This window comes from Sorangium sp. So ce363 (assembly GCF_051520435.1).
GTDB lineage: Bacteria > Myxococcota_A > Polyangia > Polyangiales > Polyangiaceae > Sorangium > Sorangium cellulosum_B.
In genome coordinates this window covers 10,532,206-10,556,778 of record NZ_CP150333.1, presented here as the reverse complement: position 1 = coordinate 10,556,778, position 24,573 = coordinate 10,532,206, and the positions used below count along the sequence as shown (strand labels likewise).

At 72.4% G+C, this 24,573-nt stretch carries 23 protein-coding genes; 13 read left to right on the top strand and 10 right to left on the bottom strand.

The window, feature by feature from the left end:
- Nucleotides 1-7 precede the first annotated feature (7 nt).
- Complete coding sequence (locus WMF12_RS39705; RefSeq protein WP_012240189.1) at nt 8-250, bottom strand: hypothetical protein; 243 nt, start codon at nt 248-250, stop codon at nt 8-10.
- A 129-nt stretch (nt 251-379) separates the two neighbouring features.
- On the opposite strand from WMF12_RS39705, the gene WMF12_RS39700 reads away from it, so the two are divergent.
- From WMF12_RS39700 to WMF12_RS39685, 4 genes are all read left to right on the top strand, one after another.
- On the top strand, nt 380-2,398 hold the full coding sequence (locus WMF12_RS39700; RefSeq protein WP_437853595.1) for a SpoIVB peptidase S55 domain-containing protein: 2,019 nt from the start codon (nt 380-382) through the stop codon (nt 2,396-2,398).
- Nucleotides 2,399-2,452: 54 nt separating this feature from the next.
- A complete protein-coding gene (locus WMF12_RS39695; protein WP_437853592.1) occupies nt 2,453-4,558 on the top strand; it encodes a hypothetical protein in 2,106 nt (701 codons plus the stop codon).
- Between the two features lie 271 nt (nt 4,559-4,829).
- Nucleotides 4,830-5,723 (top strand): hypothetical protein, encoded by an 894-nt coding sequence (locus tag WMF12_RS39690; RefSeq protein ID WP_437853590.1) that lies wholly within the window; start codon nt 4,830-4,832, stop codon nt 5,721-5,723.
- A gap of 98 nt (nt 5,724-5,821) precedes the next feature.
- Nucleotides 5,822-7,018: a metallophosphoesterase gene (locus WMF12_RS39685; protein ID WP_437853588.1), complete on the top strand. Its 1,197-nt coding sequence runs from the start codon at nt 5,822-5,824 to the stop codon at nt 7,016-7,018.
- A 13-nt stretch (nt 7,019-7,031) separates the two neighbouring features.
- Here WMF12_RS39685 and WMF12_RS39680 read toward each other — a convergent pair whose 3' ends face one another.
- The gene (locus WMF12_RS39680) at nt 7,032-7,724 is read right to left on the bottom strand and encodes a hypothetical protein (protein ID WP_437853587.1); all 693 of its coding nucleotides are present in this window, start codon (nt 7,722-7,724) and stop codon (nt 7,032-7,034) included.
- 135 nt (nt 7,725-7,859) lie between these two features.
- Between WMF12_RS39680 and WMF12_RS39675 the strand changes: the two genes are divergently transcribed.
- Nucleotides 7,860-9,230 (top strand): OmpP1/FadL family transporter, encoded by a 1,371-nt coding sequence (locus WMF12_RS39675; protein ID WP_437853585.1) that lies wholly within the window; start codon nt 7,860-7,862, stop codon nt 9,228-9,230.
- An 86-nt stretch (nt 9,231-9,316) separates the two neighbouring features.
- On the opposite strand, the gene WMF12_RS39670 is transcribed toward WMF12_RS39675, so the two are convergent.
- The gene (locus WMF12_RS39670; protein ID WP_437741936.1) at nt 9,317-10,111 is read right to left on the bottom strand and encodes a response regulator transcription factor; all 795 of its coding nucleotides are present in this window, start codon (nt 10,109-10,111) and stop codon (nt 9,317-9,319) included.
- Between the two features lie 59 nt (nt 10,112-10,170).
- On the opposite strand from WMF12_RS39670, the gene WMF12_RS39665 reads away from it, so the two are divergent.
- From WMF12_RS39665 to WMF12_RS39655, 3 genes are read left to right on the top strand one after another with little or no spacing between them, the layout of a single operon-like run.
- Entirely contained in the window at nt 10,171-11,268 is a 1,098-nt protein-coding gene (locus WMF12_RS39665) for a DsbA family protein (RefSeq protein ID WP_437741935.1), read from the top strand.
- A complete protein-coding gene (locus tag WMF12_RS39660) occupies nt 11,265-12,041 on the top strand; it encodes a 3'-5' exonuclease (RefSeq protein ID WP_437741934.1) in 777 nt (258 codons plus the stop codon). The genes WMF12_RS39665 and WMF12_RS39660 overlap by 4 nt, the downstream gene beginning before the upstream one ends.
- Nucleotides 12,042-12,045: 4 nt before the next feature.
- A complete protein-coding gene (locus tag WMF12_RS39655) occupies nt 12,046-12,615 on the top strand; it encodes a hypothetical protein (protein WP_437853583.1) in 570 nt (189 codons plus the stop codon).
- A gap of 31 nt (nt 12,616-12,646) precedes the next feature.
- On the opposite strand, the gene folK is transcribed toward WMF12_RS39655, so the two are convergent.
- From folK to WMF12_RS39625, 6 genes are all read right to left on the bottom strand, one after another.
- Nucleotides 12,647-13,144: a 2-amino-4-hydroxy-6-hydroxymethyldihydropteridine diphosphokinase gene (gene folK, locus WMF12_RS39650; RefSeq protein WP_437853581.1), complete on the bottom strand. Its 498-nt coding sequence runs from the start codon at nt 13,142-13,144 to the stop codon at nt 12,647-12,649.
- 112 nt (nt 13,145-13,256) lie between these two features.
- The gene (locus WMF12_RS39645; protein WP_437741931.1) at nt 13,257-13,622 is read right to left on the bottom strand and encodes a hypothetical protein; all 366 of its coding nucleotides are present in this window, start codon (nt 13,620-13,622) and stop codon (nt 13,257-13,259) included.
- A gap of 55 nt (nt 13,623-13,677) precedes the next feature.
- Nucleotides 13,678-14,634, bottom strand: a complete 957-nt coding sequence (gene gshB, locus WMF12_RS39640) for a glutathione synthase (protein WP_437741930.1) — start codon at nt 14,632-14,634, stop codon at nt 13,678-13,680.
- An 81-nt stretch (nt 14,635-14,715) separates the two neighbouring features.
- On the bottom strand, nt 14,716-15,579 hold the full coding sequence (locus tag WMF12_RS39635; RefSeq protein WP_437853579.1) for an anti-sigma factor family protein: 864 nt from the start codon (nt 15,577-15,579) through the stop codon (nt 14,716-14,718).
- Entirely contained in the window at nt 15,576-16,262 is a 687-nt protein-coding gene (locus tag WMF12_RS39630) for a sigma-70 family RNA polymerase sigma factor (RefSeq protein ID WP_437711896.1), read from the bottom strand. Before WMF12_RS39630 ends, WMF12_RS39635 begins: the two co-directional genes overlap by 4 nt.
- Before the next feature lie 34 nt (nt 16,263-16,296).
- On the bottom strand, nt 16,297-17,040 hold the full coding sequence (locus tag WMF12_RS39625; RefSeq protein ID WP_437853577.1) for a polyhydroxyalkanoate synthesis regulator DNA-binding domain-containing protein: 744 nt from the start codon (nt 17,038-17,040) through the stop codon (nt 16,297-16,299).
- Nucleotides 17,041-17,136: 96 nt separating this feature from the next.
- On the opposite strand from WMF12_RS39625, the gene WMF12_RS39620 reads away from it, so the two are divergent.
- The 5 genes from WMF12_RS39620 (at nt 17,137) to WMF12_RS39600 (ending at nt 23,348) form a co-directional block, all read left to right on the top strand.
- A complete protein-coding gene (locus WMF12_RS39620) occupies nt 17,137-17,928 on the top strand; it encodes an ABC transporter ATP-binding protein (protein ID WP_437741927.1) in 792 nt (263 codons plus the stop codon).
- A gap of 119 nt (nt 17,929-18,047) precedes the next feature.
- On the top strand, nt 18,048-19,985 hold the full coding sequence (nuoH, locus tag WMF12_RS39615) for an NADH-quinone oxidoreductase subunit NuoH (protein ID WP_437853575.1): 1,938 nt from the start codon (nt 18,048-18,050) through the stop codon (nt 19,983-19,985).
- Between the two features lie 133 nt (nt 19,986-20,118).
- Entirely contained in the window at nt 20,119-21,843 is a 1,725-nt protein-coding gene (locus WMF12_RS39610; protein ID WP_437853573.1) for a hypothetical protein, read from the top strand.
- Complete coding sequence (locus tag WMF12_RS39605) at nt 21,840-23,009, top strand: trypsin-like peptidase domain-containing protein (protein ID WP_437853571.1); 1,170 nt, start codon at nt 21,840-21,842, stop codon at nt 23,007-23,009. Before WMF12_RS39610 ends, WMF12_RS39605 begins: the two co-directional genes overlap by 4 nt.
- Nucleotides 23,010-23,075: 66 nt before the next feature.
- The gene (locus WMF12_RS39600; protein ID WP_437853569.1) at nt 23,076-23,348 is read left to right on the top strand and encodes a hypothetical protein; all 273 of its coding nucleotides are present in this window, start codon (nt 23,076-23,078) and stop codon (nt 23,346-23,348) included.
- On the opposite strand, the gene WMF12_RS39595 is transcribed toward WMF12_RS39600, so the two are convergent.
- Nucleotides 23,321-24,136, bottom strand: a complete 816-nt coding sequence (locus WMF12_RS39595) for a hypothetical protein (protein WP_437853568.1) — start codon at nt 24,134-24,136, stop codon at nt 23,321-23,323. The genes WMF12_RS39600 and WMF12_RS39595 overlap by 28 nt on opposite strands.
- Nucleotides 24,137-24,573: the final 437 nt, after the last annotated feature.

Here is a 24,573-nt window from a genome sequence, read left to right as displayed (position 1 = left end):
CTGCTCCTCACGCCCGCGCGACGAGGAGCGCGAGCACGTACACGATCAGCCATACAAGCCACAGGGTGCTCGTCCGCCGCCACCCCAGCCGGAAGCCGTACATCGGCGCGAGCGGCGGCACCACCAGCGCGACGAGCCCGCGCCAGCGGGGCTGGCTCCGGAGCGCGAGCCGCGCGGCCAGCGCGACGTGGGTGGTCACCCAGGCGGCGAACGAAAGGACGAGCGTCGCGGTCGCCGCGATATCCTTCACGGGGCGAAGCCTAGCGTCGCCGGCGCGCCCCGCCTCTGGAAAACGGCGACCCTGGGCAGCGCGGCGACCTCCCGGCGCGGCCCGAGCCCCCGCTCTGTCGCGCTACCAAATCCGGGCTAAGCTTGGCCCGTGCCTCTGCGCAACATGCCGTGGTTTCGTCCGGATTCCTTCCTCACAGCGCGCGCCGCCCCGCTCGCGACCCGCAGCGCGAGGGCGATCGCGGGCGCCGCCCGCGCCCTCGTCGACCGCGACGGCCGCCTCATCCCCCTGAGCCTGCTCGCCGGCGCGGCGTGCAGCGTCGCCGTCGGCGTCGGCGCGGCCCAGGCGATCTCCGCTCCGCCCGATACGTTGCCGCTCTCCGAGGTGAAGCCGGGCATGAAGGGGTACGGCCTCACCGTCTTCTCCGGCACCACGCCCGAGAAGTTCGACGTCGAGGTCATCTCGACGCTCCGCAATTTCCGGCCGAACCAGGACCTCGTCCTCGTCAAGACGCAGCACCCGCGCCTCGAGGTCGCGCGCACCGTGGCGGGGATGAGCGGCAGCCCGATCTACCTGAACGGCAAGATGATCGGCGCCTACGCGTACGGCTGGCTCTTCGGCGCGGAGGCGATCGCCGGCGTCACCCCGATCAAGTCGATGCTCGACGAGCTCGCGCGGCCGCTCCCGCGCGGGATCGCCCCGAAGGTCGGCGGCCCGCTGCCCGCCCCGGTGAGCCGCGCCGGCGGCGCGCCGCCGCCGCGCGCCGCCGCGCCGGCCCGCCTGCACGGGAGCCGCGGCTTCCTGGGGGCCGTCGACGCCTACGACCTCGCCGGCCACGCCAGCCAGATCGCCGCGCGCGTCGCGCCGTCGCTCTCCCCGCCCGAGTCGACGGGCCTCGCGCGCGCCTCGACGCCGGTGATGCTCGGCGGGCTCGGCGGGACGTCGCTGCGCATCGCGAACGATCTGCTCGGCCCCATGGGGCTCGATCCGATGCAGGCCGGCGGCGGCTCGTCCGCGAGCCCGGAGCCGGGCGCGCCGACCAAGTACGTCGACGGGGGGGCGATCGGCGTCGAGCTCGTGCGCGGCGACATCTCCGCGATGGGCATCGGCACGGTCACGCGCGTGTCGGGCGACAAGCTGGTCGCGTTCGGCCACCCGATGATGAACGGCGGCGTCACGAACCTCCCCGCCGCGATCGCGCGGGTCCACTGGATCCTCGCGAGCCAGAACCGGAGCTTCAAGATCGGCGAGGCGGTGCGGCCTCTGGGCACGCTGGTGAACGATCGGCAGGCCGCGATCGTCGTCGACAGCTCGGCGAAGGCGCCGGTCTTCCCGATGCGCGTCCAGATCGACGGCGTGGAGGGCGCGCCGCACCCGACGTGGAACGTCGAGGTCGCGCACGATCAGTTCCTCGCGCCCGCCTTCGTCTCGATGGCCGTCGGCAACGCCGTCGAGGCGACGACGGCCGAGCGGCGGGACATGACCTGGCGGGCGGTGAGCCAGGTGAAGATCGGGCGCTACGGCGCCATCTCGCTGGTCGACTTCGGCGCCGGCAACGGCACCCCGCTCAGCAGCGACGATTTCGTCCGCAGCCGGCTCGTCCGGGCGATGGGGGCCCTGCTCAACAACCCCTGGGAGGACGTCTCGATCGAGCGCGTCGACACCCGCGTGAAGGTCACCTTCGATCGCGAGGTCGTGCTGCTGCGCGGCGCGAAGGTGCTCGAGCCGGAGATCGAGGCGGGCGCGCCCGCGCGGATCCGCCTGGATCTCCAGCCTCATCAGGGCCCCATCGAGTCGCGCGTCATCGAGGTGCCGGTGCCGCGCGAGCTCGCCGGCAGCCAGGTGGACATCGATCTCGCGCCCGGCTACGAGGTGGAGCGCCCGATGGCGACCCCGAACAACGTCGCCGAGCTCGTGGCGATGCTGCCGAGCCAGACCCACGACGCGGAGAGCGTCGTCGCGACGTTCCGGCTCCGGGAGAACGGCGCGGCGTACCGCGGCAAGGTCGCCTCGCGGCTCCCCCCGGGCGCGATGGACACGCTGCGCCCGAGCTCCGCATCCGACGCGCCCGAGACCTTCGGCGCGCAGGTGCAGGTGCCGGTGTCCCTCAAGCGCTTCCTGGTCGGGAAAGACTCCGTGAGCGTCACGGTCCGGCCTATCCTCCGCTGAGCCCGCCGGTTTCCCGCCTCCCTCTCTTCCCTGACCCCCTCCATCTTGCGACCCATGAGCACAGAGCGCTCTTCTGCCCATTCCCGATCGCCTCACCCTCACGCCGTCCCCTCTCCGCGCTGGCTCCTCGCCGCCGCCGTCGCCGCCGTGGGGCTCGTGGCGCTGCCGGCCCACGCGGTGGGCACGCGCAGCTTCGAGCTCCGATCGCTCGAGGACCTGAAGGGCGGGGATCTCACCGGCGTCAGCGTGGACTCGAACGGCGCCGTGCGCGCCGGGCTGACGCTCGGCGCGACGCCGCTGCCGGACGCGACGTCCATCTGGAGCTCCGTGGTGCTGCCGGACGGGACGGTGCTGCTCGGCACCGGCAACGAGGGGAAGATCTACAGCGTCTCGGGCGGCCGGGTCGCGCTCGTGGCCACGACCGGGCAGATGGCGGTCAGCGCGCTCGCGCTCGCGGAAGGCGGTGACGTCATCGCGGGGACCTTCCCCGAGGGCAAGCTCTTCCGCCTGCCGCGCGGCGCGGGCAACGGCGGTCCGGCGAAGGTCTTCGCCGAGCTCCCCGACACCGAGGACGTGTGGGGCCTCGCGTACGATCCCAGGGCGAAGGCGCTCTACGCGGCGACCGGCTCGGAGGGGAAGCTGTTCCGCGTCGACGCCGCGGGCAAGGCCCAGGTGTACTTCGACAGCGACGAGCCGCACCTCATGAGCGTCGCCGTCGGGGACGACGGCGCCGTCTACGCCGGCTCGAACGGCAAGGCGCTCCTCTACAAGCTCACGGCGCCCGGGCGCGCGACCGTGCTCTACGACTTCGACGCCGACGACGTGAAGGCCATCGCCATCGCGCCGGGCGCGAAGGGCGGCGCGATCTACGCGATCGCCAACAAGTACGCCGAGGCGTTCGCCCCCCCGAAGCGCAACCGGAGCGGGCCGCCGTCGCCGCAGCCGGCGCGCGCGCAGAAGCCCGGCAAGGGCGTGCTCATGCGCTTCGATCGGAGCGGCGTCGCCGAGAAGATGATGAGCGACGACGACACCCACTACGTCTCGCTCGGCCTCGGCGACGACCTGACGCCGTACGTCGGGACCGGCGCGGAAGGCCAGCTCTACGCCGTGAGCGACAACCACGTCGCGCGGCTCGTCGCCGACACCGACGAGCGCCAGGTCGGCGCGTTCCTGATGGCGGGGCGGCGCAGGTTCGTCGCGACCACCGACCCCGCGGTCTTCCACGAGGTGAAGGGCGTCGGCGGCGCCGACGCGGTGTGGACGAGCAAGGTGCTCGACGCCGGGCTGCGGGCCACGTTCGGGCGCCTTTCGTGGCGCTCCGACGGCGCGCTGGAGCTCGAGACCCGGAGCGGAAACACCGACGCGCCGGACAGCACCTGGAGCCCCTGGTCCACAGCGCTCGCCGCGCCGGGCGACGTGAAGAGCCCGCCGGCGCGCTTCGCGCAGATCCGCGCGCGCTGGCGCCGCGATCCGGGCGCGGTGCTCCGCGAGGTGAAGCTCTCGTTCGTCACCGACAACGCGCGCGCCGTGGTCACGTCGATCGAGGCCGCGCCGAAGGGGCAGACGAAGCCCTCTCGCTCGAGCCTCCCGCCGTCGGGCGGGGAGGCGCCGAAGCCCGTGAGCGCGCTCCAGCTGACATGGAAGGTCGACAATCCAGACCAGGACGACCTCCGCTACCGCCTCTCCTACCGGATGGAGGGGCAGTCGACCTGGCGCAGCCTGCTGAAGCCGGGCGAGAAGGTGACGCGCGCCGAGCACGTATGGGACACGACCGCGCTTCCCGAAGGCGAGTACCGCATCCTCGTCGAGGCGAGCGACGAGCTGGCGAACCCGCCCGAGCGCACGCTGCGCCATCGCCTCGAGTCGGGCACCGTCCTTGTCGACAACACGCCGCCGGTGTTCCGGGCGCTCGCGCTGCAGGGGCGCCGGCTCACGGGCGAGGTCGCGGACGGCCTCGGTCCGGTCGCGCGCATCGAGGTCTCGATCGCGGGCCTGGAGGAGTGGCGGCCCGTCTTCCCGAGCGACGGCGTCTTCGACGAGGCCGTCGAGCCGTTTGAGGCGGATCTCGGCGCGATCGTGCCGCCGGGCGCGCACCTGCTCGCGGTGCGCGCCTATGACAGCGCGGGCAACGTGGTCACCCGCGACATCGAGGCGCGGTAGGCGCCATCACGCACCATCGCGCGAGGCCCGGCGCTCGGTGCGACACGGGCGTCATGCTTGCGCCAGGGATGCCCGCAGGCGAGGTGCCCCCGTGTGCGCGGCGCACAGGACGGCGGCGTCCTCACCCAGGCTGCGCTCGGCGCCCTGGCGACGACACACAGAATCGGCACATTCTGTGAATGCAGGAGGCGACATGATACGCTCATTCCGCTTGTGCTTTTCTGGTGGTCCTGGAATGAGCTCACACCGCGCCCGTCTGCTTTCTGGCCTCGTGGCGACCTGGGTTTTCGCGCTCTCCGCGTGCTCGATGGATGACTCGGCGGCGGGTGGGTACGAAGACGGCGGCGGGGTGTTCGGGAGTGGGGGGGGCGAGAGCGAGTCGGCCCAATCGGGCGGCAGCCCTCCGCCCGCGAGCGGCAGCGGCAGCGGCAGCGGCGGTGCCGGTGGCGTCGTGAACGAGGACCTCAACATCCCGGCGGCTCCGGAGGCGCAGGATCCCTACACCCGCTTCGCTTACCTGTGCGGCGATGGCTGCACCCCAGGCGGGGAGCCGACCGAGTGCTCGTCGGACGGCGGCGCGGGCACAGGGACGGGGCTCCCTGCCGCGCAGACGCTGCACTGCCAGCTCGTGCTCGACGACGGCGATGCGATCCCGAGCTGCCAGCCGGCGGGCCGCTTCGAGGCAGGCGGCCCTTGTCACAGCGGCGCCGATTGCGCGGCTGGCCTGGGGTGCGTGGCAGCCGACGGGGAGGGCGGCGTGTGCCGGCAGTACTGCTGTGGCCACGTCGAGAGCTGCGCGGCGGGGACGTACTGCGACGAGCGACCGATGGCCGAGTCGATCGTCGAGGCGAGCGCTCCGGTCCCGATCCCCGTCTGTGTTCCCGCGATGAACTGCGAGCTCTTGAACGACAGCGTGTGCCCGACGGGCCTCACCTGCACGATCGTCCGCGAGGATGGGACGACGAGCTGCGTGGTGCCCGGCGAGGGGCGGGCCGACGAGCGTTGCCCGTGCGCGCCCGGCTTCGTGTGCTCGATGCTGACGAACCAGTGCAAGCAGCTCTGCCGGATCGACAGCAGGGCGCCGGAATGCGGCGCAGGCGCCAAGTGCCAGGGCGGCAGCGCGATCTACCCCGCCGGGTTCGGCGTGTGCGTGAGCACGTCGTAGCCGCCGTCCGCCCGTCGCTCCGTTAAGAAATGTTGTCGAGCCTGGCTCCGGCGTGGATCGGAGCGGCGGGCGCGCGCCGCCGTGGTCATGCTGGACGCGTGCAGCGGCCTCTCCTCTCCTTCGTCGTCTTCATCGCTGTCTTCAGCGCCATCGTGGCAGGCGTCCACTACTACCTCTGGCAGCGCCTGATCCGCGCGCCCGAGCTCGGCCCGCTCTGGCACCGCGTCGGCAGCGTGGCCCTGGTGGTGCTCGCGTCGCTGGTGCCCCTCGGCCTCTTGCTCACCCGCGCGCTGCCCCGGCACATCGCTGGCGTCGTCGCCGGCGTCGTCTACACGTGGGTCGGGCTCGCCGTCCTGCTCTTCTTCCTCCTTCTCACCTCCGAGTTCGTCCGCCTCGGCGCCCACGGCGTCACCGCGCTGCTGAACCAGCCGCTCGACGGCGAGCGCCGCACCTTCCTCTCGCGCGCCCTCGCGGGCGCGGCCGGAGCGCTCGCCATGGGCTTCGGCGTCGTCGGCGCCGCGAGCGCCCTCGGCGAGGTCGCCGTCCGCCCGGTGCGCGTCCGCTTGCGCCGCCTCCCCGCGGCCATGTCGGGCTTTCGCGTGGTTCAGCTGACCGACCTCCACATCGGCCCGACGATCGGCCGGGCCTGGCTCGAGCGCGTCGTCGCGCGCGTGAACGCGCTCGAGCCGGATCTCATCGCGATCACGGGCGATCTCGTCGACGGCTCCGTGGAAGAGCTCCGCGAGCACACCGCGCCGCTCGCCGATCTGCGCGCCAAGCACGGGGTCTTCTTCGTGACGGGCAACCATGAGTACTACTCCGGCGCCGAGGCGTGGATCGCGGAGCTCCGCCGGCTCGGCGTGACGGTGCTGTGCAACGAGCGTGTCTCGATCGGCGACGGCGAGCACGGCTTCGACCTGGCCGGCGTGGACGACTGGAGCTCCCGCGGCATGGGCCGCGGCCATGGCCCCGACCTCGCGCGCGCGCTCGCGGGGCGGGACCCTTCTCGCGAGCTCGTGCTGCTCGCGCACCAGCCCAAGCAGATCCTGGAGGCCGCGGAGCGGGGCGTGGGCCTGCAGCTCAGCGGCCACACCCACGGTGGCCAGATCTTCCCGTGGAACTTCTTCGTGCGGCTCGACCAGCCCTACGTGGCCGGGCTGTCCTCGCACGGCGACAGCCAGATCTACGTGAGCCGCGGCACGGGCTACTGGGGGCCGCCGATGCGCGTCGGCGCGCCGTCCGAGATCTCGCTGATCGAGCTCGAAGGCGCCGCCGCGGCGGAGGCCGTGGCGTGACCCGACCGGGCGCTCACGGGAGCGGGTTCGCCGGGTCTCTCTTGCAGTTGATGACCGGCGCCGGGTAGCTGCTCGGATCGGCGATTCGCTCCATGGCGAACGTAGAGCCCTTGAGATTCAGGGGGAGCGGCCTCGCCGTGGTGCCAGTGACAACGCCACAGATGAAGTCGGCGGGCGCGCAGAGGGAGCCGCCGGTCAGCGTGATGGTGGCCTCGAGCTCGCTACCGGAGATGGGGTTGGCGTCGCCCGGCACGACGAGCGTGGGCAGCTGCGCGGTGAACGTCCCATCGGCGGACAGCTCGAAGGGACCCACGTCGAATGGCTCGCCCGTGGGCGTCTTGCGATCGGCGGCCACGAGCGGCTGGAAGGTGAGCGAGAAGCTCAGGCCGCCGTCGCTGGCCTGGGTGGTCAGGCTGGCCACGAAGAGGATAGGGGCCCGCGGGTTGAGATAAGCCGAGAGGCTGAAGAGGAAATCGCCGTCGACGGCGCCCGCTTCCGGTAGGCAGTTGTCCCCGCCGCCTCCAGCGCCGCCATTTCCGTCGCTGCCACCACCACCCTCGCCGCTGCTCTGGTCTTCGCGGATCGTGGTATCGCGAGCTTCGAAGTCATCGTATCTGCCTGCCGGGTCGGCGCAGCCGATGAGGAGCGCCGTGGTGGTGAGGGCAGCTGAGGCGAGCGTTGTCCGGATGGTACGGGAGAAAAGCATTTGACACCGTGCGAAAGGTGACATTTGACTTGATCGGGTAGAACCTTCCCCGACGTGGCAGGTGTTGCAACCCTACCATGCAGGGTCCGCCGCAGGCGCCGCATTCCTCCGCCCTCAGAATCGAGAACACCGGATATGTCCATCAACCGCCCCTGTTTCGCGATCTCCGTCGGCCTCCTCGGCGGTCTCGCCTGGACCGGATCCGCGCTCGCCGGTGGGTTCGCGACCGCGCGGTTTGGCGGCGAGCACGGCAACCCGATCACGAGCAATCCGACCGCGGTCTACTACAACCCCGCAGGCCTCGCCGAGAGCGAGGGGATTCATCTGTTCCTGGACGGAAATATCGCGCTGCGCGCCGCGTCCTACACGCACTCGGCGGCGGCGACCGATGACGTGACGGTGCCGCGGGCGAACACGGGGGAGGCGAGCCTGTTCAACGTGGCTGCCTCGCCGATGCTCGGCGCGTCGGCCAGGCTCGGCGATCTGGCGCTGGGCGCCGGCGTCTATGTGCCCTTCGGCGGCGCCGCGTCCTGGGACACGAACGCGGCGTTCGAGGGCAATCGCGAGCTCGCCGGGCCGGTGGACGGCGTGCAGCGCTGGCACTCCATCGAGTCTTCGCTCCAGGCGATGTTCTTCACGCTCGCTGCCGCCTACGAGATCCCGGCGCTCCGCCTCAGCCTCGGCCTCTCCGGCAACCTGATTCGAACCCAGGTGAACACCGTGCGCGCCCGCAACGCCTCCGGCGACAACCTCCTTGCGACCGAGGGGCGCTCGCTGCTCGAGGTGAGCGGCTTCCACGCGAGCTTCGGCGTCGGCGCGCTGGTCGAGGCGGTGCCGAAGCAGCTCTGGATCGGCGCGTCGTACCAGTCGCGGCCGAACGTCACGGGGGGAGAGTCGCTCGAGGGCACGCTCACCAACCGCTTCAGCGGCGTGTCGAACTCCCCGAGCGACGTGGAGCTGCACCAGGGCCTGCCGGATATCGTGCGGCTCGGCGCCCGCTTCGTCCCGGCGGAGCGCTTCGAGATCCGGCTCTTCGGCGACTGGACGCGGTGGAGCTCGATGGAAAACCAGTGCCTCACCCAGGTCGGCGCGGCGTGCGAGATCGACCGCGACGGCTTCGCCGGAGAGGGCGCCCGCGTGGTGCAGAACATCCCCCGCCGCTGGAACGACACGTTCGGCGTTCGCGCGGGCTGGAGCCACTGGCCGCGGCCTGCGATCGAGGTCTTCGGCGGCGCCGGGTACGACTCCAACGCAGTTCCGGACGAGACCCTCGATCCATCGGGCGTCGATTTCCACGATGTCTCGTTCGCCCTCGGCGGGCGCTTCCATGTCGCGAAGCAGCTCCACCTCGCCGCGTCGTATACCCACCTGTTCTACGTCAGCCGGGACACCACGGGGGACAGCATCACCGCCGGCCTGCACCCCAACTCGAGGGCTCCCGACTCCGGCGGGCACTACGCGCAGAGCATCGGCGTGATCAACCTCAACGTCGATGTCGCCTTCTGAGCGCGGAACCTGAGCGCGGAATTTGAGCGCGGCGCCCGAGCGCGAGCCCGCGTCGCGGCGGGGCCGCTGCGCCGCGGCGAGGCGCCTCAGGAGGTGCCTCGCCGGGTCCGGCGGAGCAGGCTGAAGATGCGAGCCCCCAGCTCGGGGGCGCGGAAGGGCTTCACCATGTAGTCGTCGGCGCCGCTGGCGAAGGCCTCGACCATGTCCTGCGAGGAGGCGTGCGCCGTCAGGAAGAGGACCGGGAGATCGCGGAGCCCGGGCTCCTGCCGCAGCGTCCGGCACAGGTCGATGCCGGTCATCTTCGGGAGGTTCCAGTCGAGGACCACGAGGTGAAACGGTGAGCCGCGGACCCGCGCCAGCGCCTCTTCGGCGCTGGCGACGGCGACGACGGCGAGCTCGACCGCCTCGAGCATCGCCGACAGGAGCTCGCGGATGTGGGGGTCGTCGTCGACCACGAGGACCCGCGAGCCTTTGCCCTTCAGCCGAGGCGGCGCAGGGGGCGGCGCCCGGCCCGCCGGGCCGGCGCCCTGGACGCCGGATGACGCGGCGGGCCCGGCCCCGTCCGCGGCGCGGAGGAGCGCCGCGGCGTCGGTGTCGGGCACGGATCCGGGGCGGGGCGCCTCCGTCCGCGCGAAGTGGGCGAGGCGATGCCAGTCGCGCGGCTCGAACGTGAGCCGCGCCCCCTCCGGTGAGACCGACGCGCACGCCGCGGCCGACGTCGCGCGGCGGTTTTCGCCCAGCTCGAAGATGGCGAGCACCCACTCGCCATCGGCCACGACCTCCCCCGCGGGCAGTCCGAGCTCGAGGTCACGCTCCTCCGGATCGCACACGATTTGCTCGAACTGCTGCAGATCCGGGAAGCGGTAGAGGACGCTCCGCACCTCTTGACGCTACACCCGCGCTAGCATCTCGCAAGGGGTCCGACTAAGCTCGCGCCGCGATGTCATTCCTGCGCTGGATGCCGCCGCTCCTCGCGTTGCTCGCGATCGGCGCCACGGGCTGTCCTGGGAACCCGAGCTCGAACGAGCCCAAACCGGCCGCGAGCCCGGAGGTGGCGGTCTCGCTGCCGGGCGTGGACACGTCCTCGCTGACCCCCCGCGAGCGCCGGGAGTGGGGAGCACAGGTCTCCGAGCTGCTCTCCCCTTGCCCGGACACGCCCGTGAGCATCGCGCAGTGCGTGAAGGAGCAGCGCCCGTGCAAGGCGTGCCTCCCCGCCGCGCAGCTCCTGCTCGATCTGGTCAAGGACGGCCGATCGAAGAAGGAGCGCGACGACGCGTTCCACATGCGCTTCGACGCGAACAAGGTGAAGACGCTCGCCACCGACGGCTCGCCGGAGATGGGGCCGCCCGACGCGCCGATCACGATCGTCGAGTGGGCCGACTTCGAGTGCCCGTTCTGCAGGCTGATGGCGCCGCTGCTCGAGGGGCTCGTGAAGCGCTTCGACGGGCAGGTGCGCCTCGTCTTCAAGTTCTACCCGCTCTCGGCGCATGTCCACGGCGAGCCCGCCGCGCGCGCGGCGACCGCCGCGCTCAACCAGGGCAAGTTCTGGGAGATGCACCACCTCCTCTTCGAGAACCAGGACAAGCTGGAGCAGGCCGACCTCGAGCGTTACGCGCAGCGGCTCAAGCTCGATATGGTGAAGTTCCGCGCCGATCTCGTCTCGACCGACACCAAGGCGCGCATCGACAAGGACAAGCTGCAGGCCGACGGGGTCGGGCTCGAGGGGACGCCCCTCGTCTTCATCAACGGCCGCGAGGTCAACCTCCAGCTCCTCTCGAGCCCCGGCGAGGACCTCGAGGCGTGGGTCAAGCTCGAGCTGGAGCTCCTCGGCAAGACGCCGCGGCCAGCGCCCCCGAAGCCAGGCGACGCGTCGCCCTCCGGCAGCGCGATCCCCGCGGCCAGCGCGACCCCAGCAGGCAGCGCGACCCCAGCGGCCAGCGCGACCCCCGCCGCCGGGACCAGCGCGCCGGCGGGCGGCGCGGCGCGCCCCGCGACCTCGGCTGCACCCGCCCAGCCCGCCAAGCCGAGGACGCCGTGAAGGTCGCCGACCCGTGCGGCTGCTTCCCGACGGGCCGGCACTACCCTGGGATCGCGCACCTCCTCAAGGTGCGCGCCGTCGGTGTCGCGTCGGAGATCGACGCGGGCAGCGCCTGGATCGACCAGCCCATCGCCTTCGTCGACGTCGAGACCACGGGGCGCGATCCGGCGGGCGATCGGATCATCGAGCTCGGCATCGTCATCGGCCGCTCCGGGGAGATCCTGACGCGCTACAACTGGCTCATCCACCCGGGGCGGCCCATCCCCGCGGAGAGCACCGCCATCCACGGGATCAAGGACGCGGACGTCGAGGGCAAGCCGTCGTTCGCCGAGGTCGCCGAGGAGATCCTCGGCTGCTTCAAGGGGGCGATCCCCGCGGCGTACAACGCCACCTTCGACCGCTCGTTCCTGCTCGCCGAGCTCGAGCGCGTGGGCATGCGCCCGCGCGAGCCGCCGCCCGCCATGCGGCGCGAGGTCGACTGGGTCGATCCGCTCACGTTCGCCCGCGAGCTCTACAAGAACGAGGAGAGCCGCGCCCTCGGCGACATGGCCGCTCGGCTCGGGATCTCGCTCGAGAAGGCGCACCGCGCGACGGACGACGCCGAGGCGGCGCTGCAGGTCCTGTACGCGCTCGCGAAGGATCCGCGGGTGCCTCGCGCCTATGGCGGCCTGATCCAGGAGCAGCGGCGGCTGGTCCGCCTGCAGGACGAAGCGCGGAAGTTCTGGCGGAAGGCTCCCGCCGCGGCGCCGCCCCCGACCTCGAAGCCCAGCTGACGCCATGGGGGACGCGCCGAAGCGACGCCTCCCGGTCGTCGGCAGCGGCGCGGCAGGCGCGGCGCCTCCTCGGGGCGGCGCGGCAGCGCCGGAGAAGCGCAAGCTCCCCGTGCTGCAGAGCAGCGGCGACGACGAGGGTGAGGACCGGCCGCCGTGGCACTGGATCGCGCTCGGGACGGTGGCGATCTTCATCGCGTGGCTGCCGCTCGCGGGCCTCGTCAACACGCTGCTGCGCCGGATGATCGAGCGGGCGGGGGACGCCGGGGCAGAGGGCTCGGTGCGGCTCGCGATGGTGGGGCTCAACGCGATCGCGTTCGCGCTCGCCGGGGTCGCCGGCGGCTACCTCGTGGGGCGGTTCGGCGGGCGCGCCGGGCGGCGCGAGGCCGCCGCGAGCGGCGCCGTCGTCGCGACGCTCGCCTGGGCGCTCGCCCTCGCCGAGGGCGCGCCGGCGGGCGCGCTGGGGTGGGCGCTGCTGCTGATCGTGGTGGTCACGATCGGCAGCGCGGCGTCGTACGCCGGCGGCCGCGCCGGCCTCCGATCCCGCGCCGCATCCGGCCCGCCGCGCTCGCGCTGAGCGCCGCGCCCGCGCGCCGCTGCCGCGCCGATCAGATCGGATCGAGCTTGCGAATGGGCGCGCTCGCCTCGGGGAGCGCGGCGTACGCGACGGCCGTGCGAGGGTCGCGCGCGTCGGGGGCGACGTCGAGCAGCGGCCGGAGCGCGAACACACGGTCGCAGAGCCGCGGGTGAGGCACCTCGAGATCCGGCTCCGCCACGACCTCGCCCTCGATCCAGAGCAGGTCCAGATCGATCGTGCGCGGCCCCCATCGCACCGGATCGGGGCGCGTCCGCCCGAGCGAGCGCTCCACGGCGAGGGTGCGCTCGAGGATCTGGCGCGCGGGCAGCGACGTGGCGACGAGCACCGCGGCGTTCACGTAGTCGCCCTGCGGAGGGCCGCCTGCGGGCGGGGACTCGTAGCGCGACGACTCGAGGATGACGTCGAGATCGGGATCAGCGCCGAGGGCCGCGATGGCGGCGCGGAGGGTCGTCAGGCGATCGCCCAGGCTCGACCCGAGCCCGATGACGACATGCCGGCGGGATCTCATGGCGAGAACCTACCACGCGCCGCGCGCATCCGGCGGCCCGCGGCGCTCCGCGCGGAGAGCGGGCGCCGCTCCGGAGATCGGCGCGAGGAGGGCGCCGGCGCGACGGTCGCGATCACTCCCCCGGATCGCTGGCGCGGCGTCCTGCACCGATCCGCCGGCCCTCCGGCCGCGGGGGGAAGACGCGCCGATCCTCGGGGCTGCGGCGCGCGATGGGGGAGCGGCGCTCGACGGACGGATCGCGCTGCGCCGGCTGCGCGCTGCGCTGGAGCCCCACGAACAGCGCGCGCATCTCCTCGAACGTCTCCGGCATGGCGACGGCCACGGTCGCCGCGTGCGTCCGGCACAGGCTGAGCGAGCGCCCCTGGATGACCACGCGCGCCATCCGCGTCCTCGCGCGAGGATCCCCGGGCGCGCCGCCGTCCCGATCGCCCTGCTCGCCGTCGCTGCAGACGGCACACCGCTCGAATGAGTCGCCCATGGGGGAGCCTTCGCAGAGGCGGGCGCTCCGGGCCAACTTTCCGGAGCGGGGTGGCTCACGCGCGCGCGGCCTGGCCGCGCGCCCGCTCCTCGGCCCAGGCGATCACCCTCGCCGCCGGATCCGCGCCGGTGAAGCGCCCGAGCTCCTGGATGCCCGTCGGGCTCGTGACGTTCACCTCGGTCAGGCGCTCGCCGATGACGTCGAGGCCCACGAAGAAGAGGCCGTCGGCGCGGAGGCGAGGCGCGACCGCGCGGACGAGATCGAGCTCGCGCGGCGAGAGCTCCGTCGAGACCACGCGCCCGCCGACGTGGATGTTCGAGCGGTGATCGTCGTCGCGGGGCACCCGGAGGATGGCGCCGAGCAGCTCGCCGTCGAGCAAGAGGACGCGCTTGTCGCCGTGGACGACGGCGGGCAGGTACTCCTGGACCATGGCGAGGCGGTGCCCCTCGTTCGTCATCATGTCCGCGATGGCGCGCGCGTTCTTGTCGCGCTCGTTGATCTGCAGCACGCCGAGGCCGCCCGCGCCGTCGAGCGGCTTGATCACCGCCGTGCCGCCGAGGGCGCGCACGAACGCGTGGATCTGCTCGCGGTCCGCGGTGACCAGCGTCCTCGGCGTCCACTCGGGGAAGTTCAGCGCGTAGAGCTTCTCGTTGGCGTCGCGCAGCCCGCGGGGGTCGTTCACGATGAGCGGGCAGCGCCGCGCGCGCTCCAGGATCAGCGTTGCGTACAGGTAGCTGCGATCGAACGGCGGGTCCTTGCGGATGAAGATGGCGTCCACGTCCGCGAGCCGGAGCCGCTGCGCGCCCCCCGCCAGCGAGATGAACGGGGGCGCGTCGCCGATGAGCACCGGCGAGGCCGAGGCGTGCGCCTCGCCGCCCTCGATCGAGAGGTCGCGCGGCAAGCAGTGGTAGCTCTCGTGGCCGCGCGCCTGCGCCGCTCGGATGAAGGCGAACGACGTGTCCTTGTCGTGCGTCACGCGGCTCAGCGGATCCATGACGAAGACGAAGCGCATGCGGTCTCTCGCGGTAGGGTTGGTCGGGGTTATCGAGGGAGGGAGAGGACGGCGCCCGCTGTAGAGCGAGCGCCGGTGCGCTCACTGCATCGCAGCGAGGACGAGCTGCGTGCTGACGTCGTCGCCGAGATCCGAGGCGAGCGCGTAGCCGACGCCGCTGCGCTCGGCGGCGGCGACCGAGTAGCCGTTGATGTTGCCCACGTAGACGGGGCGCTCGCGCACGACGCGCGGCTGCAGGATCGGCTGCGCCTTCTGCACCGGGACCGCGCGCGAGTTGAACATGTAGACCGTCACGCGGTGGTTGCCCCGCACCACGAACTGGAGCAGCGCGGCGCGCCGATCGCGCATCGTGTGCACGCGGGCGCCCATGAAGTTCGCCGGTATCGACTGGAACTGCGGCCTGCGGACCGGGACGCCGACGAACGGATCGAAGCGCGGGAGGTCCTCCGGGTTGGTCGTCTCCGGCGGCAGCGGCTGCGCGTGCTGGGTGACGAGATCGTCGAGCAGGACCTCGACGCTCTCGGCGCGCGTGAGATCGGCCGCCGCCCTCGCGGCGTCCGCCTTCGCGGCCTCCGCCGGCGCGTCCGGCCGCCGCGCCACGCCCACGACGAAGACGACGCCCGCCGCCGCGGCGAGCGCGATCGCGTACCCCCTGTGCACGAGGCGCGGCCTCGACTCGGCCGACTGCGCCGCGTCGCGCGCCTGCTCGTGCGCCACCGCCGCGGCGACGCGCGCCCGCAGCGCGTCCGGGCACCCCGACGGCCGCGCCCGCTTCAGGCTCGCCCGCAGCGAGCGCAAGAGCCTCACCTGCTCGAAGCACGGAGGGCACTGGACGAGGTGGGACTCGAGATCGATGGCGTGGTCCGGATCCAGCTCGCAGTCGACGTAGGCGGACAGCGCGTGGTCGAACCGCGAACAGCTCTCGATCGATTTCGCAGCGCTCATGCGGCACCCCGCTTCCGCTTGCGGTACGCGTCCAGGTCGGCGGGCGCGTCCTTCGCAGCGTCTTCGCTGACGATGCCCATCAGGACCGCGTGCTCGCGCAGCGTCTTCTGGAGGAGCTTGCGGCCCCTGTGCAGGCGCGACATCACCGTGCCGATGGGGCAGCCCATCGCCTCGGCGATCTCCTTGTAGGAGAGCTCCTCGATGTCCGACAGCACCACGGCCAGCCGGAACTCCTCGGGCAGGGCGTCGAGGGCGCGCTGCACCTCCGCCTCCACGAGCGGCGTGAGCGCCTGGGTCTCCGGATCGCGCATCGCGCGCATCGTCGTCGCGCCGACCCACGCATCGGTGAGCGGCTCGGCGTCGGGGCCGTCGAAGATGCCTCGCTCGAGGCCCCCGCGACGGTACCGGTTGATGAACGTGTTCGTCAGGATTCGAAGCAGCCAGGCCTTGAGGTTGGTGCCCGGCTCGAACTGATCCCGGGCTCGCATCGCCTTGACGATGGTGTCCTGGACCAGATCCTCCGCCTCCGTCGAGCTCTTCGTCATCCGGCAGCTCACGCCGTAAAGCGTGTCCAGATGACCCAGCAGCTCGATCTCGAAGGCGTCGGCTCGGCCACCATCGGTGCTGGCCAACGACAGGTCCTGCGCTACGGACGCAGGTTTCTTGCTGAAGAAGAACGGCATGGGCTCGCCCGGGGGAACAGAGGAGCGCCCAGGGCTATTCCAGCCTGCTCTCGCCCCCCGGACCCTCGCCCGCGGGTTCGTCCGCGCCGGAGCCCGTCTGGTGCGGAGCCGCGCCCTCGATGGGTTCACCCGCGCGTCCCTGGAGCTTCGCCTCCAGCTCGTCAATGCGCTGCGACAGGCGCTTGACATCGGACTGGAGATCGCGGACCAGCCCGAGGCCCGGGAGGATGGCCCGGATGCGCTCGTCGACGGCCTGCTGCCACTGATCGAGCGTCTGCTTCGAGCTCTCGACGATCCCGCTCAGGCGCCCCTTCGCGTGGCTCGACCTGTCCGTGTCGAGCGGCGGGGGCGGATGGGACGAGGGCGACACGGGCGTCGCCTGCTCCGTCCCCGGGGCGGGCGCCGTTCCAGGCGCCGCCACGCCGCCCTCGCCAGGGACCGCGCCGGGGATGAGCCGGCCGATCGGGCCCTCGCGTAGCTGCGAGAGCAGCCGCTCGCCACGCTCCTGGATCAGATCTCTCAGCGTGCCGAGCGGGACCGAGCGCGGCTGCGATTTGAGATCTTCCGAGATGATCAGCGCCAGCGTGACCTCGGTCTTGTCCTCCTTGGTCGCGTTGTCGATGATCTGGACCTCTTCGCCAGCCCGGACCATCTCCCCTATCTGCTGCAGGGTGACGTAACGACTGTCCTTCGTGTCGTAGAGCTTCCGATTGGAGTAGCGCTTAATAACGCGACGCGGTACCTCGCCGCCTCCCAGAGTCTCCTTCGCCGTTTCCATCTCCTCTACGCCTCGAGTCGATTGGACCACCGCAAGAAACCTCGCGCAAGGGAAGATCACTCGATATCACTCAAATCATTCGACAAAAGAGACCGCGTGCAGGGGCCGGCGATCGATCTGCGTGACGTGGCCGCGAGCTATCCCACCGGGAGGCTGGCGCTGGAGGGGATCAGCCTGGATGTGCGCGCGGGCGAGCTCTGCGCCGTCCTGGGGCCGAACGGCGCGGGAAAATCGACGCTGGTCCGGGTCCTCTCGGGGGCCCTGCGGCCGGCGCGGGGCGAGGCGACCCTGCTGGGGAGGCCGCTCGCCGGCATGGACCGGCGGGCGATCGCGCGGTGCGTGGCGGTCGTGCCGCAGGGGATCGCCTCGGCGCCCGGCTTCACGGTGCGCGAGGTCGTCATGATGGGCCGCGCGCCCCACCAGGGCGCGTGGATGCTCGCCGCCGGCCGGGACGAGGAGGCGGTCGCCCGCGCCCTCGACGCCTGCGATCTCGTGGGGCTCGCGGGGAGGCCGGTGGCCGAGCTCTCCGGCGGCGAGCAGAAGCGGGTGGCCATCGCCCGCGCGCTCGCGCAGGAGGCGCAGGTGCTGATCCTCGACGAGCCCGGGGCGCACCTCGACATCCGCCACTCGATCGAGGTCCACGAGGTCGTGCGCAGGGAGGTGGCCGAGCGGCGCCTCGCCTGCGTCGCGGTGCTGCACGATCTCAACGCGGCCGCCCAGTACGCCGACCGCGTGGCGCTCCTCAAGGCCGGGCGGCTGGTCGCCCACGGCACCGTCGAGGAGGTGATGACCTACCGCCGGCTCAAGGACGTGTTCGAGGCAGAGCTCTACGTGGGCGTGAACGAGCTCGACGGCAGCCGGTACTTCCTCCCCGTCCGAGGCCGGTAGGGAGACAGACAGCGCGAGCAGGAGCGCTTTTCTCCGCATTCTCGACCGCGCGAGCGGCGCGGTTTATAAGCGGCACCATGCGCGGATCTCCTCCCTGGAGAGCTCTCTCTCGAGGCTTCTTGCCGTGCCTCTTGGCCCTCCTCGCGCTGCTCGGCGCGGCCGGCTGCGCCGAGAGCAGGACGGCGCCCGAGCTCCTGAGCGTCGTCGACGTCGTGCCGCGCGAGGTCGACCTCGGCGACCGCATCGAGATCCTCGGGACCAACCTGCCCACCGCCGAGGCGAAGGAGGCGGTCGTCACGTTCCGCGGCACCCTCCGCCGCCCCGGCCAGGCGCCGCTCACCGGCCAGAGCATCGAGATCGAGGGCGCGCAGGTCAGCAGCACGAAGATCTCGCTGGTCTTCTCCGAGGGCCTGCAATCCCGCTTCGCCGGCCGCGGCGACGACGCGGTGCACACGACCTTCCACGGCGACGTCGTCGTCGAGATCCCCGCGACCGCGCAGGGGGCGCTCCCCGTGAACGGCACGGTGAGGGGCGTCACGATGGACTTCCTCCCGCCGACCCCGCGCCGCGCCGTCATCGAGGCGCGCGTGAAGGAGGGGGCGCGCGCGCTCGCGTTCTTCGGCGTCGAGGTCGCGGCCGAGTCGCCGCCCGCCGGCGGGCTCGTCGTGACGGGCGTGCGCGACGGGAGCCCGGCGGGTCAGGCAGGGCTCCAGCCCGGCGACGTCATCACGCGCTTCGAGGGCGTGAAGGTCCTCTCGAAGGGCGACGTGATCCCGAGCGGCCACGAGCGGCGGTCGGCGGTCGGGATCCGCCGGGGCGGCGCGACCCCGTCCGAGATCGAGCTCTCGACCGAGGGGTTCCACGCGAGCGCGCCCGCCGATCTGCTCGGCGCCGGGATCCTCCTCGGCGTGGCCGCCGCGATCATCCTGCTCTTCATGGCGCCGACCGCGGGGATCATCACCTGGGTCGAGCGCCGCGTCTCGGCGCGCATGCAGTCCCGCATCGGGCCGAACCGCGCCGGGCCGCAGGGCCTCCTCGTGTGGATCGCCGACGGGATCAAGTCGATCATGAAGGAGGACATCATCCCGGCCGAGAGCGACAAGGCGCTCTTCCGGCTCGCGCCCTACCTCGTGTTCGTCGGCGTGTCGGCCACGTTCGTCGTCATGCCGTTCGGCCAGTACCTCATCGCGGCCGACCTCGACATCGGGATCCTCTTCGTGATCGCCGTGACGTCGCTGGTCACCATCGGCCTCATGACCGGCGGCTGGGCGTCGAACAACAAGTGGTCGCTCCTCGGCGGGATCCGCTCGGCGGCGCAGATCATCAGCTACGAGATCCCCGGCGCGGTCGCGATCGTGTGCATCGTGATGATGACGGGCTCGCTGCGGCTCCAGGACATCATCGGCGCCCAGGGCGGCGCCGGGCCCTCGCTCCTCGACGTGGGCGGCTGGCCCTGGCACTGGTTCGTCTTCCGCAACCCGATCACGTTCGCGCTGTTCTTCCTCTATTTCACGACGGCGCTCGCGGAGGGCAACCGCGCGCCGTTCGACCTGCCCGAGGCGGAGAGCGAGCTCGTGGCCGGCTACTCGACCGAGTACTCCGGCATGCGGTACCTCTTCTTCTTCTTCGCCGAGTGGGCGAACGTCTTCGTGATGTGCGGCATCGCGAGCGCGCTCTTCCTCGGGGGCTGGCAGATCCCCGGCGTCTCGCCGGCCCAGCAGGAGGCGAGCTTCGGGCTCCAGCTCGTCGGCGTCTTCCTCTTCCTGCTGAAGAGCTGGGCTCTCGTCTTCGTGGTCATCTGGATCCGCTGGACGCTGCCGCGCGTCCGCATCGACCAGATGATGAACCTCTGCTGGAAGTGGTTCGTCCCGCTGTCGTTCGCGGCCTTCCTTCTGACGGCGCTCTGGATGGTGATCGGCGTCAGCAAGACGGTCCAGCTCGTCATCAGCGTCGTCACCTTCGCCGCCTGGGCGTACCTGTTCATCCACTTCATCCGCAGGGTCCAGCACAACCTGCGGGAGGCCAAGGTTGCGCTCCACCTGAATCCGTTCCTCTGAGCGCAAACCGCGGTGCCACCTCGGCCTTGCGCTGAGGTATGCTGTCGGCGTGGCGGTCCCCTCGAGCCCGGCCTCCGACTTCTGCTCCGCGTGCGGGTTCCCGCTGCGTGGGCCGCGGTGTGAGGCGTGCGGGGTGGATCGGTCGCCTGTGCTCTCCGCCTCGCGCAAGCCGCCCGCGGACGCGGACTGGGACGGGAGCTCGATCGACGCCTGGCGCACGCGCGACCCGGTGCGCTTCGTCGCGCACTGCGCCTCCGCGGAGGCCGGGGCGAGCCTCCAGGCGACGACGCTGCAGGAGGGCGTGGGGTGGATCGTTCCGCTCGGGGCGATGACGCTCTTCGTCTCGCTCGACGCGGCGAACGAGCGGGTGTCGATCGACGTCCCCGTCGTGCGCGTCGCGGAGCGGCACCGGGTACCGCTGCTCAGGACGGCGCTGGAGCTGTCGAGCGGCCCCGAGCCGTTCCGGCTGTGCATGCGGGAGGATCTGCTGCTGCTTCGCCGCGTTGGCCGCGTCGCCGCCTTCACGCCGGAGGCGCTGCGCCTGGCGCTGCGCGAGAGCGGCGAGGCGGCGCAGCGGCTCGGGGAGACGATGGGCGCGTGGTTCGACGCGCGGCCGCCGTTCTCCGAGGAGCATCGGGCGAGCCTCACGTGGGCCTCCGCCGGCCGCGCCCGGCCGCTCAAGAGCTTCACGCTCCCGCCCGCGCCTGCCCGCCCGCAGAGCGCTCCGTCGGTGCGGGCCGGCGCGCCGGCGACGCCGGTCTCGGGGGCGCGGACGCCGCTCGAGGAGCTGGCGGCGTGGGCGGCGCCCCCCTTGCCGCGCCTGCCCGAGTCGGTCGCGCGCCCCATCCGCGACGCGGACGCGATCCCCGACATCCTGTCCCCGTTCCTGGCGTCGGCGCCGATGCCGGCGCCGAGCGCCGCGTCGTCGAAGAACGGCGGCGCGCCCGCGCCCAAGGCCGGCATCCTCCCGCCGGCGCACGACGCCGGCGCGGCGTCGAAGGCGATCGGCGGCGTCGCGAGCCCGGGGTCCGAGGGCGGCGCAGCGAAGCCGGCTCCGGGGAGCGCGGCGGCCGCAGCGCCGCTGTCGGGTGAGCAGGCGGCGGCCGCGGAGACGCCGGCGCAGGTCAGCGATCGCCGCAGCGCGCGCACCGTGCCCTTTCGTCGCTCGTCCTCCATCATGGCGGCGACGCCGCTGTCGGTGCGCCCGCCCGCGCTGCCGGAGGTGGAGATCGAGCCTCCGTCGCGCCGGAGCATCCCGTCCCGCCCGGAGTCGGCGAACGCGGCGGCCGATCGGTTCTGCCAGCTGCTCCGGGACGCGCAGGTGCTCGGCGCGGCGCTCAGCTTCCAGGAGCGGCCGGGCGTCATGGTGCTCCTCATCCGGTGCACGGTCTTCCGCGCGATCTACGAGCACGGCGAGGCGATGCCCGACGCGGTGGCGCACCTCTACCGCTGCACGGCGGCCGCGACCCGCGAGCTCATCCAGGCCGAGGGCGGCGCGCGCCGCGGGAACACCGCGGGCGTCGCGGAGCCGGCGCTCCTCGCGATGGAGCGGCTCGTGGCGGTGCGCGGCCAGGTGCCCGAGGAGAAGCCGCTCCACATCGATCCGCTCACCACGGCGGCGCTCGCGCGCGAGCACCTCGGCCGCTACCTGCGCGAGATCGAGCGCGCGCCGGCCGACCCGATGCTCCGGCACTTCCTCGCGATCGGGGCCCTGTCCGAGCTGCTGGTGCGCACGAAGCTGCCCGCCAAGACCGAGCAGCGGCTGCGCGACATCGTCGCCTACGCGCAGCGGGACGGCGCCAAACCTGGCACGATCGAGCTGCTGATGACGGCGCTCTCGAGGATCGTCGCGCAATGACGTCGCAGCTGGCGGCGCACGGCGACGGCGATCTCGCGCTGCTCCACGAGCGCGTCGCCCGCGCCCGCCGCTCGGTGGTGGCGATCCGCGCCGGCGCGCTCGTGACGACCGGCTGGGTGGCGCTCGGCAACGGCGTCGTGGTGGCGAGCCGGCGCGGGCTCGGCTACCCGACGGAGGTCGCGCTGACGTTCGAGGACGGGCGGGGCATGGCGGGGCGGGTGATCGCCGCGGACGTGGGCCGCGACGTGGCGCTCGTCGCGCCGGCCGATCCGCCCGGCGTCGCGGCGCTCGCCGCCCGCGCGGCGGCCGAGCCGCGGCTCGGCGAGCGCGCCGCGGTGCTGAGCTGCCTCCCGGGGCAGAGCCTGCGCCTCGCGGTCGCGCGGGTCTGCCACGTGGCGCGCAAGGTCGACGGGCAGCTCCCGGCGTTCGAGCTCGACGTGGCGGCGCCCCTCGGCGCGCCGGTGCTCGATCCCGAGGGGCGGGTGATCGGCGTGGTCGCGGCGCTGTCCGGCGCGGCCGGGGAGCTCGCGGGTCACTGCGTGGTGGTCCCGGCGGGCGCGTTCCAGCCGCTGCTCGCCCTGGGGGATCGGCCGCTCTCGGAGCTCAGGGATCGGGCGCCTGTGTACCGCTGCCCGGCGTGCGAGGAGCCGTTCGACGTCGAGTGCGACCGGTGCTTGGGCTGCGGCCGCCTGCTGCCGCACGCGTACCCGCCGTGCCCGGCGCGCGCGGGCGTCGAGCGTTTGATCCGGCAGGGCCTGTCGACGCTCGGGCTCATCGCCAACCGGGTGCGTGTCGGTCCGAGGGCGTGGCGCATCGCGCAGCGGCCGTACCCCACGGCGGAGGCGGCGACGCAGGTGGACATCGAGATCGACGAGGCGGGCCGCCTGCTGACGCTGCGCGCGCCGGTCGTGGGGCTGCCTGCGGCGAACCACGAACCGTTCTACCGGTTCCTGCTCACGATGAACGACCAGACGACGGGGGAGTTCCGCGTGTCGCTCACGGGCGACGAGGTGTCGGCGTCGTGCGTGGCGTCGCTGGAGGGCTGCGCGGACCACGACGTGGCGCTGCTCATCGATGGGCTCGTGCAGATGGCCGACGAGTACCGGAGGACGCTGGCGGAGACGTTCGACGCGGCGCCGAGGTTCGAGTCGGCGGCGGGGCGCTGAGGGGAGAGCCCTCGGCCTTAACCAAGCGCGTTCAGGGCTCCCGCCCGCCTTCCAGCAGTCACCGTCGTGAACGTGGTCGTGGTCGTGAACGTGGTCGTGGTCGTGGTCGTGGTCGTCCACGGCTCGGTCGTGAACGTGAACGTCCCGCTCCGGCGTTCCGCTGCCCTCCGCGATGGGCGGAACGTTCACGTCTACGAACGTGTCGTCGACGACCACGACCACGACCACGACCACGACCACGTTCACGTTGGTGACCGCTGGGGGATGGAGGGGGCAGGCTTGGAGCCCTCAGTGCGACCGACCGCGCTTGGTCAACACCGATGGGGGAGGCCTCGGTGAGCTGACCGGTCCGCGACGCGGTACCAGGGTGCGCGGGCGTTGGTTTGTGAGCCAGGTTGCTCGATGTCGGTCTCGTGGGTCTCTTCGCCCGGCGAGATCGGCTGGGATGGCGTGGCCGTGGGCTTGCCCGGCTTGGGCGGCGCGGCGGTGGGCTTGCGTTGGCGCACCTTGCGGCTCGCGAGGCCGAGGCGGATTAGGTTACGGCGCTTCTTGATGACGGCGCGAGCCGTGGTCGACCACTCGTCGAACCAGGCGCGCAGCTTCACGAGCGCTTCGCGCCGGCGCGCGGTCTCCGGGAGCTCGGCCTGCTCGGGCAGAGGGGATGTCGGGCCGAGCGCGACGTCGACGAGCCCCTGGAGGCGCTTGCGCTCAGCCTTGTCGAGGCTGCGAGTCGCGAGGAAAGCGACTGCCTTCTTGTCGCTCTGCTTCGTTCCGGCGCGGCCCGGGTCGGTGCCATTCTCGAGGGCATCGAGCCTCGCGAGGAAGGTGGCCACTCCCTGGACGGCGGCGGTGCCGGTGGAGGGCGCGAGGTCCTTGAAGACATAAGCGTTCACATCGGGGAAACGCCGGCGGAGCGCGGCGCCATGACGGGTGAAGTTGGGCTCGTCCCACTGATCGAGCTCCCCCGTCGCGGCGCGCTGCGCCCTGGCATCGTCGGTATCGGGCGGTGCGCCGATCTTGCAGGGAGCGGCGAGGACATCGAGGAGCAGAGTGCGGCCCTCCACGATACCGTCATCGGTCATCCCCGCCCCGGCCATCGACGTGCGAATCGCGGCGACAGCGCCCAACCCCGTCAAGAACTTGGTGACGCGCTCCGGCGTGGTCTCGAGGACTTCGTCCGAATAATCCATGCTGAGTTCCTCCCTGCCGACCGGGGGATCCGGAAGGCGGCAATGAGAGCAGAAGCTACAATGGTTGTTTCGACGGTTGGAAGAGGATTGTTGCGCGGGCGGGCGTGAGAGACCGTTTTTTTTTGCTCTATCGGTCCGGTGCGATCGGCGCTCCGTGTGCCTGGCGGCCTTGGGGGCAATCGCGGACTCCGTCGGACGCGCGGGCGGACGCCCGGGAAAACCCTCACGGCGCGAAGCACGCGCGGCGTTCTGCCATGGGGGAGCTCGGCGATGGTTAGTGCGTTGAGGACGGATGAATGGCGTTCGGGGGTGCCCTACACGGCCGAACGATGCCCCACCGCTTTGGTGTGGACGCTTGCAGCAGGCGGACGTGC

What these genes read in the sequence shown, in the direction of transcription:
- gshB (WP_437741930.1), bottom strand. Translation starts at nt 14,634, where the DNA reads ATGCGCTTCGTCTTCGTCATGGATCCGCTGAGCCGCGTGACGCACGAC.
- WMF12_RS39630 (WP_437711896.1), bottom strand. Translation starts at nt 16,262, where the DNA reads ATGCCGTTCTTCTTCAGCAAGAAACCTGCGTCCGTAGCGCAGGACCTG.
- WMF12_RS39665 (WP_437741935.1), top strand. Translation starts at nt 10,171, where the DNA reads ATGTCATTCCTGCGCTGGATGCCGCCGCTCCTCGCGTTGCTCGCGATC.
- WMF12_RS39675 (WP_437853585.1), top strand. Translation starts at nt 7,860, where the DNA reads ATGTCCATCAACCGCCCCTGTTTCGCGATCTCCGTCGGCCTCCTCGGC.
- WMF12_RS39645 (WP_437741931.1), bottom strand. Translation starts at nt 13,622, where the DNA reads ATGGGCGACTCATTCGAGCGGTGTGCCGTCTGCAGCGACGGCGAGCAG.
- WMF12_RS39635 (WP_437853579.1), bottom strand. Translation starts at nt 15,579, where the DNA reads ATGAGCGCTGCGAAATCGATCGAGAGCTGTTCGCGGTTCGACCACGCG.
- WMF12_RS39625 (WP_437853577.1), bottom strand. Translation starts at nt 17,040, where the DNA reads ATGGAAACGGCGAAGGAGACTCTGGGAGGCGGCGAGGTACCGCGTCGC.
- folK (WP_437853581.1), bottom strand. Translation starts at nt 13,144, where the DNA reads ATGAGATCCCGCCGGCATGTCGTCATCGGGCTCGGGTCGAGCCTGGGC.
- WMF12_RS39655 (WP_437853583.1), top strand. Translation starts at nt 12,046, where the DNA reads ATGGGGGACGCGCCGAAGCGACGCCTCCCGGTCGTCGGCAGCGGCGCG.
- WMF12_RS39695 (WP_437853592.1), top strand. Translation starts at nt 2,453, where the DNA reads ATGAGCACAGAGCGCTCTTCTGCCCATTCCCGATCGCCTCACCCTCAC.
- WMF12_RS39680 (WP_437853587.1), bottom strand. Translation starts at nt 7,724, where the DNA reads ATGCTTTTCTCCCGTACCATCCGGACAACGCTCGCCTCAGCTGCCCTC.
- WMF12_RS39605 (WP_437853571.1), top strand. Translation starts at nt 21,840, where the DNA reads ATGACGTCGCAGCTGGCGGCGCACGGCGACGGCGATCTCGCGCTGCTC.